The following is a 17599-nucleotide window of genomic DNA, read 5'->3' as shown; positions in this document are numbered from 1 at the left end:
TAGGGTGATCGGCTCGAAGGTAGTGGTTAGTAGGTAGTAGGTAGTAGGTAGTAGGTAGTAGGTAAAAAACGTCCTAATATTGTCTAGTATGGCTATAACTAATTTTTAGGCAAATTTTTCAAACAAAGTAGCGAGAATTGTATTAGAAAACAGAAATCCTTCAGGATCGCTAAGGCGTAATTTAGCCGATCGATCATCCCTCGCCGTAATTTCGATCCACCCTTGCTTCAAATAAGGCTTAACGACGGACAAAATTGCCTTTTGAACCTGTGGGCTAAACTGATCTAAATCAACCCCTGACGCTAGACGTAAACCCAACATCAAAGTCTCTAATAAATAGTCTGTAGACGATATTTCTGGCGCGTCAATCACTGCCCCTGCCTCTAACCAAGCATAATATTCTCTACGGGTGCGTGGACGACTGAATCTTTGCCCTGCAACATAGCTAGCTGCACCCATACCAAAACCGTAATAGGGTTTATTCTCCCAATAAACTCGGTTATGGCGACATTGATAATTAGACTGAGCATAATTAGAGATTTCATAATGTTCATATCCCGCAGCAGTAAGGGTTTGCTGGGTTAATCGATACATCTCGGCAGTATCATCATCATTCGGTAAGGGAGTTTCTCCTGGTTGATACTGTTTGCCAAAGGCGGTAACTGATTCTAGGACTAAATCGTAGCAAGATAAATGCTGTGGCGCGATCGCGATCGCCTGTTCTAAAGATGTCTGACAATGTTTTAGAGTTTGTTGAGGTAAACCTGAAATCAGATCTAAACTAAAATTCTTGATACCCAATTGTTGAATTATCTCTACCGCCTGCATCACGTCAGCTAAGGTGTGAGATCTTCCACAGAGTTTTAATAACTCCTCATCAAAGGTTTGGACTCCTAAACTAAAACGATTTACTCCAGCAGCCAAATATCCGAGTAAGCGATCGCGATCGAATGTACCTGGATCGATTTCCATCGAGATTTCAGCATCACTATCAATCCCAAAGCGTAAAGCGATCGCCAAAATTATTTGCTCAAGCTGCGCTGGAGAGAGTAAAGAGGGTGTCCCACCACCAAAAAAGACTGTTTTTACGGGTTGTCGAGCGGTAAAAGTTAACTGAATATCTTTAATTAATGCAGCAAGATAATCTTCAATCATCGCACTAGCAGATCTTCCTTTGTCTCCCACTACCGAAATGGGAAAATCGCAGTAATAACAACGACGACGACAAAAAGGAATATGAATATAGGCAGCAGTGGGCATTGTTTTCGACCAAGTACCCGCCGAATCACCGTTCTTGGAAGATATGGTATTAATCATTACTTAATCAGACAATCAATACCCCAATCTTAACTAACTGATCGGAAACTAACTTTTGATGTATGAATATAAAAAAGTCCTGAGTTTAAAGCGAATTTTAGTTGGATAGAACCCATTACCCATTACCCATTACCCATTACTTTGATCAATTGCAACTATGGCTTCAAAGGTACAAAATCATAACCATAAGAAGAGCGAGCGCCTGGTTGTACTTCCACTAACTGTACCCCCGCATTGCGATCGCCTGATTTGAGAAATTTGATGCTTCCTGATGCTCCTGATGCATTAAAGCCTGACTCTGAAAGAGTTGCTTGGATGCCCGAACGGCTGGGATTTTTAGCTAAAGCCTCTATTAAAGCTTGGGTGGCATCATAAGCCATGGCAGTACGCCAGTTGACATCTCCTCCCCAAAGACTCCGCGCAGCAGCAGAAAATTGAGGATTAGCGCTACCTAAAGCGTGCCAAGGTACGCCTAGAACTAAGCCTTGAGCTTTCTCCCCCACAATCTCTAAAGTTTGGGGTTTATAAAGGCTGTCTCCTCCCAGTAGTGGCAAGTTGCGGTTATTTAACTGCATCAACAAGTAAGCTTTGTCTACAATTGTCGAATCATTAAGCAAAACTAGTGCATCTGCCTTGCGATCTTGGGCTGTTTTGAGAGTTTGGGCTGGATTAAAATTGTTCTCTGAAAGATCTACCTCCATCACCACTTCTCCCCCATTACTAACAATATCCGTCGTAAAAGTTTCCTGGAGAGATCTGCTGTAGGCACTTTGAGAATTATAAATAATGACCGCCTCACGCAGCTTCAGCCGATCTAAAAAATATTTAGCTAAAGCACTACTGGTAAAGCGATCGCTCGGTACGGTACGAAAAATATACTCCCCTGCATCAGAGATAGCGATCGAGGTGCTACTGGGGGAAATTGCTACTAATTTATTTTGCTCATAGATTGGTGCCGTAGCTAAAGTCACCCCACTGGAAAAATGCCCCACTACTCCTAAGATATCCTTGTTCTTAACTAATTCCTGGGCTACTTGCTCGGCAGTTTGAGGATCGTTATTATCATTGACAATTAACACCTTGAGGGGAATATTATTAATCCCTCCTTGCTGATTGATTTCTGATTGTGCTTGAGCCACACCCCGCAGAATTTCCTTAGCGGATGTCTCTTCAGTGCCGATAGGTACGGGGACAGCAATACTATAGGCTTGACTATTGCCAATCCGAGCATTGTTTAGATAAATTAAAGCTTCAGGATCGTTTTGCTGCTTATTTAACGACTGCTGGAATAAAGATTCAGCTTCTGGATAATTCTCTTCGGCGATCGCTTTAGCCGCAGCTTGTTTTTCTGGATTAAGCTCTCGCTGAAACAGAATTTTACCTCCCGTGCTGGGTTCATTAGCAACAGCATTAGTCTCAGCAATTTTTGCTGGATTGCCGTCGGCAATATTTGGAGTCTGTCTTTGGCTAAATAACCACCACAAACCCGCAGAGATTACGCCAGTTGTAATCAAAAGCGACAACAGTAAAATTATATTTTCTTTTTTTTGGCTCATTACAGCAATAAAAATTAGTCAGAGTAATTAAATTAATTTTTGTAAAAGATAACTTACAATTTTTAAGACATCTTCAACCAAATTTACTTGACACATTGCTGTTCGATGATTTGATGCTATCTTTTATTTGCACTGACGTAGGTTAATCAGTTTGCAGTCTGAATAGTCTGATTGATAGTGCTAAGTCCAGAAGTTATCTACAGCGTTTTGAGCAGTGTTCAGCTGCAAATCCAGCTGAGAAATTGGCGCAGGAGCAGCCATATCTGAAGGCAGAAAAATGCGGATACTTACAGCAAATAAAGCTATTAAGAAAATTAAAAGCACCATCAAGGGGGCTACGTATTGTCGAAGAAAGCTCATAAAATAAAGTGTTAAAGCAGAATTTAGCTCTGATTAAAGTTAAAGTTAATTTTTATTTTGGTTCAAAATAAGATTTTAGCGTGAATTAGAATCTTCTGAGATACAATTTTAGTCTGAAGCTTGCTCGTAGTTATATATAAATATTTGTCTTTAAAAACTACAAAACTCTTAGACTAATCAAGAGATTTTCTTTATTTATGCTACCGTTAGCAGTAATTGAAATTCGTTTAATCTTTTAACCAATGTTCGCTAAAATTTAGAAATCTTGCGTCCAGATATGTCATGTCAGACTCAGACTTTACTATTCCTATTTCCCAGTCCCAAAACTCTTCTGCTGAATATTCTACTGAGTATGGCTACAAGGCACTCAAGACAGGAGATTTATTAAATCAAAGATTTGATATTATTCGAGAACTTGGTAGCGGTGGGTTTGCGACAACTTATTTAGCATCAGATCGGCAGTCTGGACAGGCAAAATGTGCCGTTAAACAATTACAGCCAAAATTTAATAGTCCTTCAGTTTGGGCTAGTGCGAAAGAACGCTTGGCAACAGAAGCAATGGTGCTGCAATGGCTAGGTAAACATCCGCAAATTCCTGAATTTATCGGTCATTTTGAAGAAAACCAGCAATTTTATCTAGTTTTGGAGTTTATTGAAGGAGAAGAGTTTGAGCAAGAAGTTCATCGCCAAATGCTCAATGAAACTCAAGCAATTGATTTTTTAGTAGATATTTTAGGCATTCTTAAATCGGTTCATCAACAGGGTATTATTCACCGTGATATTAAGCCATCAAATTTGATTCGACGCCAGTCAGATGGCAGGATGATCCTCATCGACTTTGGGGCAGTTAAAGAAATCGGCACGATGGCTTTCGATTCTAGTAAACAGCAAGTGCAAACTCAAATTATTGGCACTCCTGGATACATGCCTCCCGAACAAAATAATGGTAAACCAATCTACAGCAGCGATATTTATGCTTTAGGCAAAACTGTCATTTTTGGTATGACGGCTAAGTCTCCTACTGAATGGGAAATGGCTGAACCCGATGGGACAGTCTCTTGGAATCAAAAGATCGCCATCAGTGAGGCTTTTCTCAAAATTATCAATCGGATGACGGCAGAGAGTGCTTCCCAACGTTATCACAACGCCAGCGAAATACTACAAGATCTAGAACCGTTGCAAATGATCGGTAAAACCATTGGTGGCAAATACCAAATGGTTAAATACTTAGGAGGTAGTCAATACGTAAATTCCTATGTGGCGAAAAGTTTGGCTCAAAATAGCGATCGCTACTATCTGGAAATCTTAAAAGCACAAAATTCTCAACAAGTTGCCTCCTTGTCAACTATTACCCAAGAAATTATGACTGGGTTCGATAATCTTTCGGCAGTAGATAAAGAACAAAGAACTCCAGCGATAATTGAATATTTTGTCGATGAATCACAAATTTTTATCGTTCAAGAATATATCGAGGGCAAGAATCTAGCACAAACTGTAGAAGATCAGTTGATCCTCTCAGAAGCCGAAGTAATTGAGATTCTAATTAGTACTGCCACCGCTCTAAATCCATTTCATCGACGGCAGATTATTCACGGGAATATCCAACCTTCTAGCCTGATTAAGCGCAGCGATAACGGTAAAATAACTTTAGTTGATTTTAGTCTGGTTAACAAAGCAGTTAATTTAATTCCTAATACTAAGGCGGGATATATTCCCCCAGAACAAATTGTCGATAGAGCAACCAGTGCTAGTGATATCTATGCCTTGGGCATGACGGCAATTTATGTTTTAACTGGAACTGCACCGCAAAAATTAGAGAAAAACCCCCGTACTGGTGAAGTTTTATGGCATCGTAAAGCTAGAATTAGTCCTAACTTTGCCAAAATTCTCGATAAAATGATTTGTCTCGATCAAAGTCAGCGATATCAATCTGTCAATCGAGTTGCCAAAGATCTCCAAAAAATCAAGCACAAGTCTAAGTTTAAAGGTTTCTACAAATATCTTTTAATTGCGCCAGTTCTCATCTTTGGTCTTATGATTGGCGCGGCTCAATGGGCGCAGCGGGTGGCAATTCTCGAATTTTACAAGGCAGATCTTAAATTAGAGTCGAACCAGTACCAAGAAGCCATTAATTACTATGAAAATGGACTAAAAAAATTAGCCAATACCAGAGGACAGGTGAGAAACTTTGAGCAGGTATGGCTGAAGAAAGCGAAGGCTCAAAGACAACTAAATGACTATCAAGGAGCTTTGCAAACCTGTAGCACCGCTTTAAAACGCTATCAAAGTCCTCAGCTTTGGAACTGTAAAGCGTTAACCCTCTATAGCCTGAAAAAATATGATGAAGCGATCGCTGCTTACGACCAATCAATTAAAATTGCTCCAGAAAATATCTGGCTGTGGAATAATCGCGGTGAGGCTTACACTGGAATGAAGGAGTACGATCGTGCCATCGCCGATTTTAACAAGGCGATCGAGCTCGATCCTAATCGCAGTTTTGTACCTTGGAATAACTTGGGGAAAGTATACTATCAACAAAAAAGATATCAACAGGCGATCGAGGCTTACAATGAAGCTTTGGCAATTAAACCCGAATACTTACCTGCTTTAATTGGGTTGGGTAATACGCAAAAAGCGAGTGGATTATACGATCAAGCAGCAAATTCTTATAATCAAGCAATAGAAATTAACCCCGACTACTACGAAGCCTGGTATGGCAAGGGTTCTGTTGCTGAATATCTCATGCAGTATGAAGTTGCCAGAGAATACTATCAAAAAGCAGTAGAGTTAAAGCCAGATTGGGAAGCAGCAACTAGTTCTTTGGCCAGAATTGAGTCTAAGTTGGGTATTTAGTTAACAGTGAATGAAAGAAACACTTGCTCAGATTAAGCCTTATCTACGGTGGTTTATTTTGGGAGGAGTTTTATTCTTTCTGGTTGCAACCGTAAAAGATCGCCTGGTTGAAGTCGCCGCAATTCGGATTGATGCCCATGATTGGTTAATTTTGGCGATCGCCACTCTCACAACGATCATTGCTCATGTTTGGTCTGGTTGGGTCTGGACTTGGATTCTAGCCATCTTTAAGCAACCATTAGGAGTAAAAGAAGGGATCAGAATTTATCTGGTCACCAATATCGCTAAATACTCTCCTGGCAACATTTGGCACTTTTACGGCAGAATTAGCGCCGTAGGCAAAAAAGGTGGCTCTAGAGGTGCAGCAACTCTTAGTGTGTTGTTAGAGCCATTATTAATGGCAGCAGCAGCGTTACTGATTGGCTTAGTTAGCAGTACTTTGGTTGAGACAATTAGCTTTGAGGGTTACTGGCTACAGCTAGCTGGTTTAGTGGCAATCTTGATTGGCATCCAGCCTCGGATTCTCAATTTTCTCTTACATCGTTTAAGTCACCGCAAAAATCAAGCTGATGCTACCGCAGCTGAGGCAATTAAATTAACTAAATATCCCCTAGCACCTTTTTTGGGAGAAATGGGATTTGTGATTTTGCGCGCCATCGGCTTTATTCTGACTTTTGTGGCATTGCAAACTGTCACCTGGCAGCAGATTCCTCAATTATTCACCTCTTTTAGCTTTGCCTGGCTGCTGGGTTTAATCGTTCCAGGCGCACCAGGAGGACTAGGAATATTTGAAGTTACTGCCTTTGGACTGCTAGATGATACTCAATTTCCCAGCGAAATCGCTGCCGTGGCACTTTATCGTCTAATTAGTATTTTGGCAGAAGCGATCGCGGCTTTAGTTTGTTTTCGAGGAAAGACTGGGAAGTAAGAAATAGGAAGTAGCAGGTACGAGGTACGAGGTAGGAGGTAGGAGGTAGGAGGTAGGAAATAGGAAGATAATTATTGTCCTATTTCCCTGATTCCCCAAGTTTCAAATGACAGTTCTTAACAAAACAACATTGGCTTGAGATCATGGTCACCTCATAACCAATTATTTCAAACCTAAAAAATTTTTCAGCCATTCTAAAAAGTTTCCCACATCATTAGTAGAAACTTTAAGCAAGGAAAGTATCCCAACGACGATTAAGATTGTACCAATCAGAAAATTATTTTCATAAAGAGCCAAACCAACGATCGCAATAAAGTAAGGTGAGACAATCCGACTAATTTTTTCTACTGTGGAAACAAGTTCTTTGTCTTCGGTAATTTCTTCCGTCTGCAACAAAGTATCTTGAGGAGAAGTTAAATTAACTGTAGTAGGCGGTGACAGTTTAATGTCTTTTAAATCAGACATAGTAGGCTTTTGAGGTTCACGGGGCGACTTTCCAAACATAAGTGCGATTCGTTTCTCAGAAACTATATTGGTGAATATCAATATGGAGGATTGAGAGCAATTCTAAGAGTAACCCATATTGGGTTGAGGTAGCACTTTAATCCTCTTAGAAGTGACAACTACATAACCATGTTGGTGAGTTAACCCTGCCGAGCTAATCCAGCAAAGACAGTAGGGGTAATAAGAATATCTTATTCTTTTACTTAAATTATACAAGCCCAACCATTTAGACGCAAAATGAAAGCAAAACCCTTACGGTAGCGACTGGTCATCAATCTGTAAAGCAGGGGGACGACGGATTTAAACTACTAGCCTAATGTGGTTTAACGTCTGCAAGCTCTCAAGGTGAACAAGGTCTAAGGAATCGACTGAATTGTCCTAATGGGAAACCAGCGAAAAGGCTTAATGCGCTGGGAGTCCTAAAAAGGCATAAAGAACCGCTATATGCGTTTTTTAACAGGTAAGCTCCTGTTTATGATGAGAGCTTTGCGTTACCTATAACGGGCAAATAGATTCCCACCTAAAAGAGCAAACCAATGGTATGTGGAACGAAATAAATCAATCATTCTTCTCAAGTAAAAGGTCGAAAGCTTGAGTAATCAACCAAGATGTAACATCTAGTCCATGGACTAGGGAATGATTGATAAAGATAGAGTCAGAAGCCAATGACCCTATGTAATATAGGGTATATGCAGACAGACTCACGGTAAAACAGAAGATAGAGACTCAAGTAAAAGTACAAAAGTCATGGACAACGTTGAATATATTCAGCAAGAGTATGAATGGGCAGACCTCCCCTGGAAGAAATTCGAGAAGGTACTGTACAAGCTTCAAAAGCGTATCTATCAAGCGTCAAAACGTGGTGATGTCAAGAATGTTAGACGACTCCAAAAACTACTACTAAAATCCAGATGTGCAAAACTCATCTCGGTACGAAAGGTAACACAAGATAACCAAGGTTCCAAAACGGCAGGTGTGGACGGGGTTAAAAACCTATCCCCAAAAGACCGATTTAAACTGGTTGATAAAATCACCTTGAGAACCAAAGCGTCTCCTGTAAGGAGGGTACTCATACCCAAACCAGGGAAGGACGAGAAAAGACCTTTGGGAATACCTATAATGTACGACCGAGCAGTGCAATGCCTCACAAAAATGGCATTAGAACCAGAATGGGAGGCAAAGTTTGAACCAAACTCATATGGTTTCAGACCTGGACGGTCATGTCAAGATGCTATCAGAGCAATTTTTCTCGCAATCAAGCAAAAATCAAAATTTGTTTTAGATGCGGATATTAGCCAATGCTTTGATAAAATCGACCATCAGAAATTGTTACAAAAACTAAATACCTACCCTTCCTTACGTAGACAAATACGAGCTTGGCTAAAAGCTGGAATATGGCAGGACTTCAAATTTTCTGAAACAACTGAAGGTACACCGCAAGGTGGAGTTATTAGCCCACTTTTAGCTAATATTGCCTTACATGGAATGGAAGAGCGCATAAAGAAATATGCCGAAACTCTAGATATAAAAGATTATCGGGGAAAACAAGTAGGTAAAAGGGACAAAAGATCTTCTTTATCCCTAATTCGCTATGCGGATGACTTCGTAATCCTTCACGAAGACCATTCTGTTGTTCAAAGTTGCAGAGAAATTATCTCTGAATGGTTAAAAGACATAGGACTAGAACTAAAGCCTAGCAAAACTAGGTTAACTCACACCCTACATAATGTAGGTAAAGAAAAAGCTGGTTTTGATTTTCTCGGATTTAACGTTCGACAGTACAAAGTCGGTAAGTATCTAAGTGGAAAAAATCCAAATGGTAAATTGCTAGGATTTAAAACTCTTATTAAACCCAGCAAAAAGAGTATAAAAACACATTACGAAAAACTTGCAGATATTATCAATTCTGGTAAATCACTTAAGCAAGAAAGACTAATAGGAATACTCAACCCCATAATTAGGGGGTGGTGCAACTATTATTCAAAAGTCGTGAGTAGTATAACGTTTGAGAAATTAGACGCATTGACTATATTTAAACTCTGGAAATGGGCTGTAAAGAGACATAGAAACAAAGGAAAGAAATGGCTTAAAAGCAAATATTTCCAAAGCGAGTCTATTTACAACAATAAAGAGAACATATTTAGTAATAAAGACTGGATATTCGCCACGACAAAAGACGGAATAATTAACGATAGGCTTCGTTTTCACAAGGATACGAAGATTACCCGTCACATAATTGTCAAGGGTGAAGCTAGCCCATTTGACGGAAATCTAGTTTATTGGAGTTCTCGCATGGGAAGAAACCCACTCATGCCACTAAGCAAAGCCAAATTACTTAAAATCCAAAAAGGAAAATGTAATTGGTGCGGTTTAACATTCCTAAACGAAGATGTAATTGAAAAAGACCATATAATCCCAAAATCGAAGGGTGGAACGGATTATTACAACAATCTTCAATTGCTACATCGACATTGCCATGATAAAAAGTCAAAAATAGACGGCTCAAACGAAAGACAACCTTCAAAACATCTATCCTCATTGAAGGATGGTATTGGGGTGAAGGAATGTTAATCACGTAAGCCTGAGACGTACTGATGACAACAGCTGTTTTATTGAGGAGCGGTATGAATTGAAAGGTTCACGTACCGTTTTGTAGAGCAGTAGATGGGGCGACCCATCTACTGACTTTAATTTCAACTTAAATCAGCGATAAGTACAATTGCTATTTTAAGATAGCCTGATCTTAAGAGAGTTAATCTGCTATTTATTTAAAGTCATGATCCGTAACTAATAGACAGCAATACTAGACAATGTAAAGACGTTTTTTTACTAACTACACTACCTACTACCCACTACTCCTACCTCCTAGCCGATCACCCTAATTGTCTATCGCTAATATCGAATAATTAATTTAATATGCACCTTCACCACTAATAACTACCGCGACAGTTTTAAGTAAAATTAAAAAATCAAGAGACAAAGACCATTTTTTTACATAAAAGCAATCACACTCACCTAAATGTTCTGAACTAGTTTCCGAGCGACCAGAAACTTGCCAAAAACCAGTGATGCCAGGTAAAACTTCTGTACGGACAAATTGCTTTTCTGGTAATTTAGCCGAATCTCTCAGGGTTAAAGGTCGTGGCCCTACTAAACTCATTTCACCTTTAAGAACGTTGATTAATTGAGGTATTTCATCAATACTATAGCGTCGGAGAAATTTACCAATTCTGGTTATGCGTGGATCTTGCTTAATTTTGAATAACACTCCCCCTTCTATTTCATTATCGTTTTCTAACGATAGTTGAATCTTGGCAGCATTTGCTACCATAGTGCGTAATTTTAGTAATTTAAACGGCTTGCCTCTTAAGCCAATTCTAGTCTGACTAAAAAAAGCCGATCCAGGTGAATCTATTTTGATTAGTATCATCACAATAATCATCGGTATGGCGACAATCAACAAAATTAGACCAGACCAGAAAATATCAAAAGTACGCTTGAGTAAAAAAGTCATGACTTTAGCAGATCGAACGTCATCTTGAGGAATCATAAATTGAATAACCTTTTTGATACTCAAATCAAATCGACCTTTTTTGAGATGATTAAACATTTTTCCTAAGTATTGTCGGCTCAATAATCTGTCGGAATACCTTAATTAACAGTACTTCTCTGATTTTTAGAGATAGTGTTTAACTTTTTAAAGATTGAGCAACTTTTGTTTCGGAGTATTCTGCAGGGGAATCATTAGTTGAGTTTTCCACTTGCCCAATCTCAAATTCTTGAGAATATACCGAAAGATTATCAGCAGTAATTTTTTCCCAGGTATAATTGTGCTGGATATATTTTTGCGCTTTTTGTGCCATTGAGGCCAACTGTTTTGGCTGATTTATCGCTTTTTTGAGAGCAGTAACACAGGAAATAAGACTTCCAGCTTTAAATAAAGTTCCGCGATCGCTGCCGATTAATTGTTTGTGTGGGGGAATGTCACTGGCTACTACGGGAACTCTCTCTCTCATTGCCTCTAACATTGCTAAAGGTAATCCTTCTAAATCAGATGGTAGTACAAAGACTCCTGCACCCCGAACCATTTCTGCTAAACGACTACCCCTTAGTTCTCCTGCAAAAATTATATTTGGGTTATCCTTAGCTAAATCAACTAGTTCTGAAATGTACTCTGTTGTATCACTGTCTCCACCTGCTAAAACAAGTTTCCAGTCTGATTGATTTAATTGCCTAAAGGCTTGTAAAAGTAAATCAGGTCTTTTTTCTGGTACTAGTCGACCCAAAAATAAAAAGTATTTGCTGGGCTTTAAATCACGTGATTTAACAAACTCAAAATCTGGATTGGACTTTGCATATATGCCTGGAGCATTTGGTATGTAAACAGAATCTAGATCGTAGGTTTGTTTAAAATAATCTTGTAATGCTCTGGAAACTACTATGATATTGTGAGCATATTTAGCTGCCATTTTCTCACCCAAGCGAATGACACTACTAGAAGATTTTCCCCACTTTCCTCTTTGCCAATCTAATCCCTGACAGGTAGCAACTATCTTTGCTGAAGATAAAAGTCGCGGGATAAAACTAAATAAAGATGGGCCCAAAGCATGAAAATGAACGACATCATAACCGCGAAATGCACATACTAAAGCTGCTAGACCAGAACTAGTAAAAGCATCTAATCCTCTGATCGGTAGAGAAGGTAAACAAATTACTCTAACTCCTTGATGCTGATAAGTAGAAAGCCAAGACTGCTTAATGTAGCTAGCACGAGCATATAAATCAACAGTATGTCCACGTTCAACTATTTTAGGGTATAGTGCCTGACAATAATGTTCTATCCCACCTTGTTTAGCAGGAAGTCCTTTGACCCCGATGACGGCGATTTTCATGTATTTAAATCAGTAAGTTGTATGTTGACTTTTTGAAAATTACTCAGCTATGAACTGACTAAAGAAAGATGTTGATTAGCGTCCATCCCAACCGAGTTGTTTAACTCCCAACGCTTGAGCATATCTTGGTAGACTTTTCCCACAACTGTCTTGGCACTATATGGTTTAGCTGTCCGTACACAAGCTGCGGATAAATACTGTTCTGGGTTTTGCAGCACTTGTCTTAAAGCATCGGCGATCGCTTTTGGCGTTCTTTCATCACAAACAATGCCACTATCAGCAGTCAAAAAATTCGGTGTCTCTCCTGAATTTGTTGTCACCACTGGCGTTCCACTAGAAAGTGCTTCTAGTACCGTTAAAGGTAAACCTTCATAAACACTGGAAAGAACAAAAACACTACTAACTCTGTGCAGACTAGCAAGTTTTGCTTGAGGCACTGCGCCAAGCAAAGTTATTTTTTTGCCTAAACCAGCATCAGCTATCCTAAAGCGAATCTCTGTTTCCAACTCTCCTGCACCTGCTATCAAGAGATGAGTGTCAGGCTCATTTAAACTAGCAAACGCTTCGATTAGTAGCAGCGGATCTTTCTGAGGATGTAAACGACCTGCAAAAAGTAGGAAGCGGGTATTGTCTACTAGTCCCATTTCCCTAGCCAAGTTGCGACTTTGAACTTGCTTGTCAACTTCAGAATCCAGAGGATAAAAGACTTCTTCATCTACTGTATTTTCCAGATAGCTAATCGATTGAGCTAAGTCTGGATATTTTTGCTGATAAAACTCTGCTGTATCTGTATGACAAGAATAAATATGGTCAAACCGTCTCATCAAATAGCTTTCCAAAGCGAAATACAGGGCGGGAAACTTTTGCCAGAGGATAGCATTGTTACCATCAGTAGAATTCATCTGCTTCTGAATATCGTTGTGGACAAAAAGAATTTTTTCTCCCCGCCATTTGCGACTAGCCAATGCCGTCTCTATCCGATTAAAATGCATAAAATCAGAGCTAAAGTCATGCTTTGATAACGCATATGTGTATTTTAGGGTTGTAGGAACCAGATGTCGGACATCATCGTTCTCGACACGAACTACAGGCATAAATTTTATAGATCTACCTGCAAAATCCTTTTCAGACCATTGCCCAATATCTGAGTTCTTGCCTCCAGTACCAACTAGCCTCACTTCAAACTCTGCTGGAGCATATTTCAAAAAGGAGCAAATAAAAGTCTGAATACCGCCAATACTACTACTCCAAGGATCGAATTGATAAAAAATTGTGAGTGTGGGATTGTTCTTCATATTCAGCTGGGGATCCAAGCTTATGTGTAATCTATAAACATCTCGAAACATTTTGGTTAAGACTTTGCAAGCAGCCTCAGATTTGATGCTTCAAAATATATCTAGAAATTAAATTGACTTTACTAAGTATTTACACTTAGATGTTAATATCTAGCAAATTAGCACATATTAGATTTAATTTACAAGAAAAAATTTGATAAATTTTTTACTTTTTAAAAGTTAATTTTGTTTTTTTAAGGATGATAAAAAGTTATCTGTTCACAGTACTATAAAATAAGTCGATTATTATTAATAGTATTACTCGTTACAGATGGTCTGTTTATACTAATGCTATTTTTCATCTCTAGCAAAATTATTTTTGCTGTAAAGCAGTTGAGCGCAGTTTATCTTGGTAAGATTGAGTAACAAGGCCTTAAATGTCTAGTTTACACTGGTCACGTGCGCTACGTTAATACGGTAGTTCACAAAAGTATGCTTAAAATGTATGTTATTAGGTGAGAAAAAATTATGAATTAAACTATGGTTTTTTGTACTTAAAATAAAATTTGCTGCTTAGATTTTTTAGTAATTGCCTCGAATAAATATCGCTCAAAATGAGATTATATACAGATAAAATAATTATGAATTATGATTCGAATTTTACTAGTAGATGATCAAAAAACTGTTAGAGAATCTATTCGAGCTTGGCTAGAGCCAGTAGAAAACTTTAAGATTGTTGGTACCGCTAGTGATGGTCATAGTGCTATAGAGCAAGTAGAAATATTAAAGCCCGATGTAGTACTAATCGATCTGGAAATGCCTGGACTTGATGGGATTCAAACAACTTCGATAATTTGCCAAAAGTTTATCGAGGTCAAGGTCATTATTTTAAGTATGTATAACGACGACAAATATGTTTCTCGTTCTCTACAAGCAGGGGCAACTGGATATTTATTGAAAAATACTCCAAAAGAAGAATTGATCAAAGCGATATCCTTTGTCAATCTTGGTTACTCGCAATTTGCCCCTGGGCTAATCAACAAAATTGTCAAATCAATTCCACAATCTCAGACTTTAGAAATTCAGCCAAAAAAAGAGAATGGTCACAATTTAGAATATTCTTCTTTAGTAAATTTAGTTAAACCCGATCTTAGCCATTATCAAGATCAGCCCCGAAATAAGCCTAGAGGAAAGAACTTTTATCTTAAAATTTGGCTACTGTGTAATTTAATAATTTGGGGTGGTAGTATAGCCTATTTACAATTTAAAAAACCAACTTACACCAGTAAGTGGGCGATCGCTCTTCCCAGTAGCAATTTATCCACAAGCATCAATCTGCCAGAAGTTGGGCAAGCCTCATCTGAAAGTGGGTCTCCCTTCAATAGCGATTTTGCCGATCCACGAGAAAACTATAAATATTTAGTGGAAACTGATGAGGTTTTAAAAGCCTCAGCTAGCAAAATCAAGGTGCCAAGCAAAAAATTTGGCAATCCCAAAGTCCAGATTATTGAAAACACAACTTTGATTCAACTTCAGATTGAAGGCAATACACCACGAATAGCTCAAGCAAAAGCATTGGCATTGCAAAGCGCTCTTGAGGAAAATTTAAACCGATTGAGGGAAGATGAAAGCGGTAATCAAAGTCAAAATTTAGAAAAAACTCTCAAACAAACGAGACAAAAATTAGAGGCAGCGCGAAAGAAATTAGCCGATTTTCAAACTAGAACTCGACTAAGTTCGGGGGAACAGCCCAATATTTTAGTTAATAACATTGAACAATTACGACTACAAAGCTCGGAAATAACCGCCGAAAAGCAAAAGGTAACAGCTCGTTCCAATGAACTATCGAGTAATTTAGGTTTATCTACCCGCGAAGCTGCTGACGCTTTGATTCTAAATTCAGATCCTCAATTTAAAGAGTATTTAAACAACTATAGCCAGGTCAGTACAGAATTAATCAAGCTAAAAGCGAAATATTTAGACAATTATCCATCGGTTGTGGCTCAACAGGCAGAAAAAAATGACATTGAGGCAGAACTCTATCAGCGAGGTGAGTCACTTTTAGGCAGACCTTTTACTCAAGCTACCCTGAAAACTCTTAATACCAATAGCAACAATTCATCTGAATCTCAGCGAGCTGACTTATTTCAAGAATTGATTTCTTCGCAAGCCGAGGAGAAGGGATTAGAAAATCAAGCTACGGAATTAAACAAACAAATTACTTCTTTAGAAACTAAGCTGGCAACCCTAACTCGATATGGTTCCGAGCTAGAAAAATTGCGTCGGGACGTACAACTCTCAGAGGCTGTATTTTCTTCTACTGCCACCAGAGCAGATCTAAATAAATCGCAGACCTCCGCTGCTTACCCTCCCATGTCCCTCATATCTCAGCCAAGCTTGCCCAAAGAATTAACTTCACCCAATTACAAATATGTACTTTTAGGTTCATTCTTTTCTTCTTTACTGCTAACTACTGGCATTTGCTCGCTTTGGTGGCGCGATCGCCGATTTTATGCTCCTTTGTTTTGGGAGAACAACTCTAACCACAACAACCATAAATCTTTATCTAATTCCCGCAATATTGTTCAAGAGATTCTCAAAAAATGAAAACTATCGCGACCATCGCGCCTCAAAACCTGCCAGAAAAACTGATTTGGTATTACATAATTGGAACATACTTGATCTATTATTTAGGAGGACAATACTTACTCGCGCCTTTGCTTGGATATTTTCTAGTTCTATATCTTTTTTGGCAATGGTGGAATCAGACGACAGCAACTCTTCCAGAAGACAAAATAACGATCCCTTTTACTGTATGGTTGTGGGTTATCGGGATGGTGATGATTCAAATAGCTCTAATTGTCGGACATTTCGATTTTGATCTAGGTTTAGCCAAAATGATCAACTCTTCAGTTAATCGATGCTTCAGAACCTGGCTGCTTTTTCCTTTGTTTATGCTTGTCGGCAGTCTTAAAATTCGCCCTCAGCTAATTTATCGAGCTATTTGTATTTTTTGTGTTCAAGGTCTAGTCATGGTCATGATAGCCAGTCTTGTAAGAATTCCCGATCTAGCTTTCAATTCTCCCCTTCATGTTTTTGGCGGGAGTGAAAATTTTTATCAAGTATATGTTTTTGGCAGCATGATGGATAACGGTACTGAATTTCGTTTGCAATTATTTGCTCCGTGGCCTCCTGCCTTGGGTTTAGTTGCCAATATCTATTTTTTTCTGGCGCTTCAAGAACCAGACCGCAAATGGAGATTGCTAGGGATGAGCGGCGCCGTTGCCATGATAGTGGGTTCTGCTTCCAGGCTGGCAATTGTTTGTTTGCCCATAGCTTGGTTTTTAAGTTGGTTGTTAGCGAATATATCTCGTCCTTTAATTCAGTTGCTGACTGGATTAGTTGCTTTTGGCAGCGGTTTTTTAGCACCAACAATTATTAATGTGATGCAAGCTGCTCAAGATAAGTTTACCAGCAGTAGAGCTGGTTCTTCTGAAGTCCGAGCTGCCTTAGCAAAAATCGCCCTCTATCGTTGGAAGAATGAAGCTTTGATCTGGGGACATGGCACAGTTGGCGATGGCGGACCAACAATAACAGCAAATATAGCAATTGGAACTCATCACACTTGGTTTAGTGTACTTTACAATCATGGATTAGTGGGTTGTTTGGGTTTAGCAATACCTTTAGTTTGGAGTTTAGTAAAGCTAGTTGTCAAAGCCCAAAAGTCTCAAATAGCCCAAGTGGGCTTAAAGATTATTTTGGTTTTGCTCATTTTTACTTCAGGAGAAAATCTTGAAAGTCTCGCTCATCTTTATTGGCCAGGTTTAGTCATTTTAGGAATTGCCTTTCAAGAAAGTTTTTCTTGGCTTCCTTTGTCTAGTAATCGGTTTAGCACATTAAATTAATTAATCTAAA

12 protein-coding genes are annotated in these 17599 nt (G+C 38.9%); 5 read left to right on the top strand and 7 right to left on the bottom strand.

Features of this window, described 5'->3' with window-relative positions:
* Positions 1–105: 105 nt before the first annotated feature.
* The 3 genes from hemW to KME09_02650 all read right to left on the bottom strand — a co-directional run bounded on the left by hemW (position 106) and on the right by KME09_02650 (position 3233).
* Positions 106–1317, bottom strand: coding sequence for a radical SAM family heme chaperone HemW (gene hemW, locus KME09_02660; protein MBW4532815.1), 1212 nt, complete (start codon positions 1315–1317; stop codon positions 106–108).
* Between the two features lie 155 nt (positions 1318–1472).
* Positions 1473–2873, bottom strand: coding sequence for an ABC transporter substrate-binding protein (locus tag KME09_02655; GenBank protein MBW4532814.1), 1401 nt, complete (start codon positions 2871–2873; stop codon positions 1473–1475).
* Positions 2874–3053: 180 nt separating this feature from the next.
* Entirely contained in the window at positions 3054–3233 is a 180-nt protein-coding gene (locus tag KME09_02650; protein MBW4532813.1) for a hypothetical protein, read from the bottom strand.
* 282 nt (positions 3234–3515) lie between these two features.
* On the opposite strand from KME09_02650, the gene KME09_02645 reads away from it, so the two are divergent.
* Both KME09_02645 and KME09_02640 read left to right on the top strand, forming a co-directional pair.
* Positions 3516–6086: a tetratricopeptide repeat protein gene (locus tag KME09_02645; protein MBW4532812.1), complete on the top strand. Its 2571-nt coding sequence runs from the start codon at positions 3516–3518 to the stop codon at positions 6084–6086.
* Between the two features lie 10 nt (positions 6087–6096).
* Entirely contained in the window at positions 6097–7014 is a 918-nt protein-coding gene (locus tag KME09_02640; GenBank protein MBW4532811.1) for a flippase-like domain-containing protein, read from the top strand.
* Between the two features lie 162 nt (positions 7015–7176).
* Here the strand turns inward: KME09_02640 and KME09_02635 are convergent, their stop codons facing one another.
* The gene (locus KME09_02635; GenBank protein MBW4532810.1) at positions 7177–7518 is read right to left on the bottom strand and encodes a hypothetical protein; all 342 of its coding nucleotides are present in this window, start codon (positions 7516–7518) and stop codon (positions 7177–7179) included.
* 747 nt (positions 7519–8265) lie between these two features.
* On the opposite strand from KME09_02635, the gene ltrA reads away from it, so the two are divergent.
* Complete coding sequence (ltrA, locus tag KME09_02630; GenBank protein MBW4532809.1) at positions 8266–10089, top strand: group II intron reverse transcriptase/maturase; 1824 nt, start codon at positions 8266–8268, stop codon at positions 10087–10089.
* Positions 10090–10429: 340 nt separating this feature from the next.
* On the opposite strand, the gene KME09_02625 is transcribed toward ltrA, so the two are convergent.
* The 3 genes from KME09_02625 to KME09_02615 form a co-directional block, all read right to left on the bottom strand.
* Complete coding sequence (locus tag KME09_02625; protein MBW4532808.1) at positions 10430–11128, bottom strand: sugar transferase; 699 nt, start codon at positions 11126–11128, stop codon at positions 10430–10432.
* A 79-nt stretch (positions 11129–11207) separates the two neighbouring features.
* The gene (locus tag KME09_02620) at positions 11208–12410 is read right to left on the bottom strand and encodes a glycosyltransferase family 4 protein (GenBank protein MBW4532807.1); all 1203 of its coding nucleotides are present in this window, start codon (positions 12408–12410) and stop codon (positions 11208–11210) included.
* Positions 12411–12457: 47 nt separating this feature from the next.
* The gene (locus KME09_02615; GenBank protein ID MBW4532806.1) at positions 12458–13705 is read right to left on the bottom strand and encodes a glycosyltransferase family 4 protein; all 1248 of its coding nucleotides are present in this window, start codon (positions 13703–13705) and stop codon (positions 12458–12460) included.
* Between the two features lie 627 nt (positions 13706–14332).
* On the opposite strand from KME09_02615, the gene KME09_02610 reads away from it, so the two are divergent.
* Positions 14333–16291: a response regulator gene (locus tag KME09_02610; GenBank protein MBW4532805.1), complete on the top strand. Its 1959-nt coding sequence runs from the start codon at positions 14333–14335 to the stop codon at positions 16289–16291.
* Positions 16288–17589 carry an O-antigen ligase domain-containing protein gene (locus tag KME09_02605; protein ID MBW4532804.1) on the top strand — a complete coding sequence of 434 codons (1302 nt, stop codon included), beginning with the start codon at positions 16288–16290 and terminating at the stop codon, positions 17587–17589. Before KME09_02610 ends, KME09_02605 begins: the two co-directional genes overlap by 4 nt.
* The last annotated feature ends 10 nt before the right edge of the window (positions 17590–17599 follow it).

This window comes from Pleurocapsa minor HA4230-MV1 (assembly GCA_019359095.1).
Lineage (GTDB): Bacteria > Cyanobacteriota > Cyanobacteriia > Cyanobacteriales > Xenococcaceae > Waterburya > Waterburya minor.
This window is presented reverse-complemented; position numbering and strand designations above follow the sequence as displayed.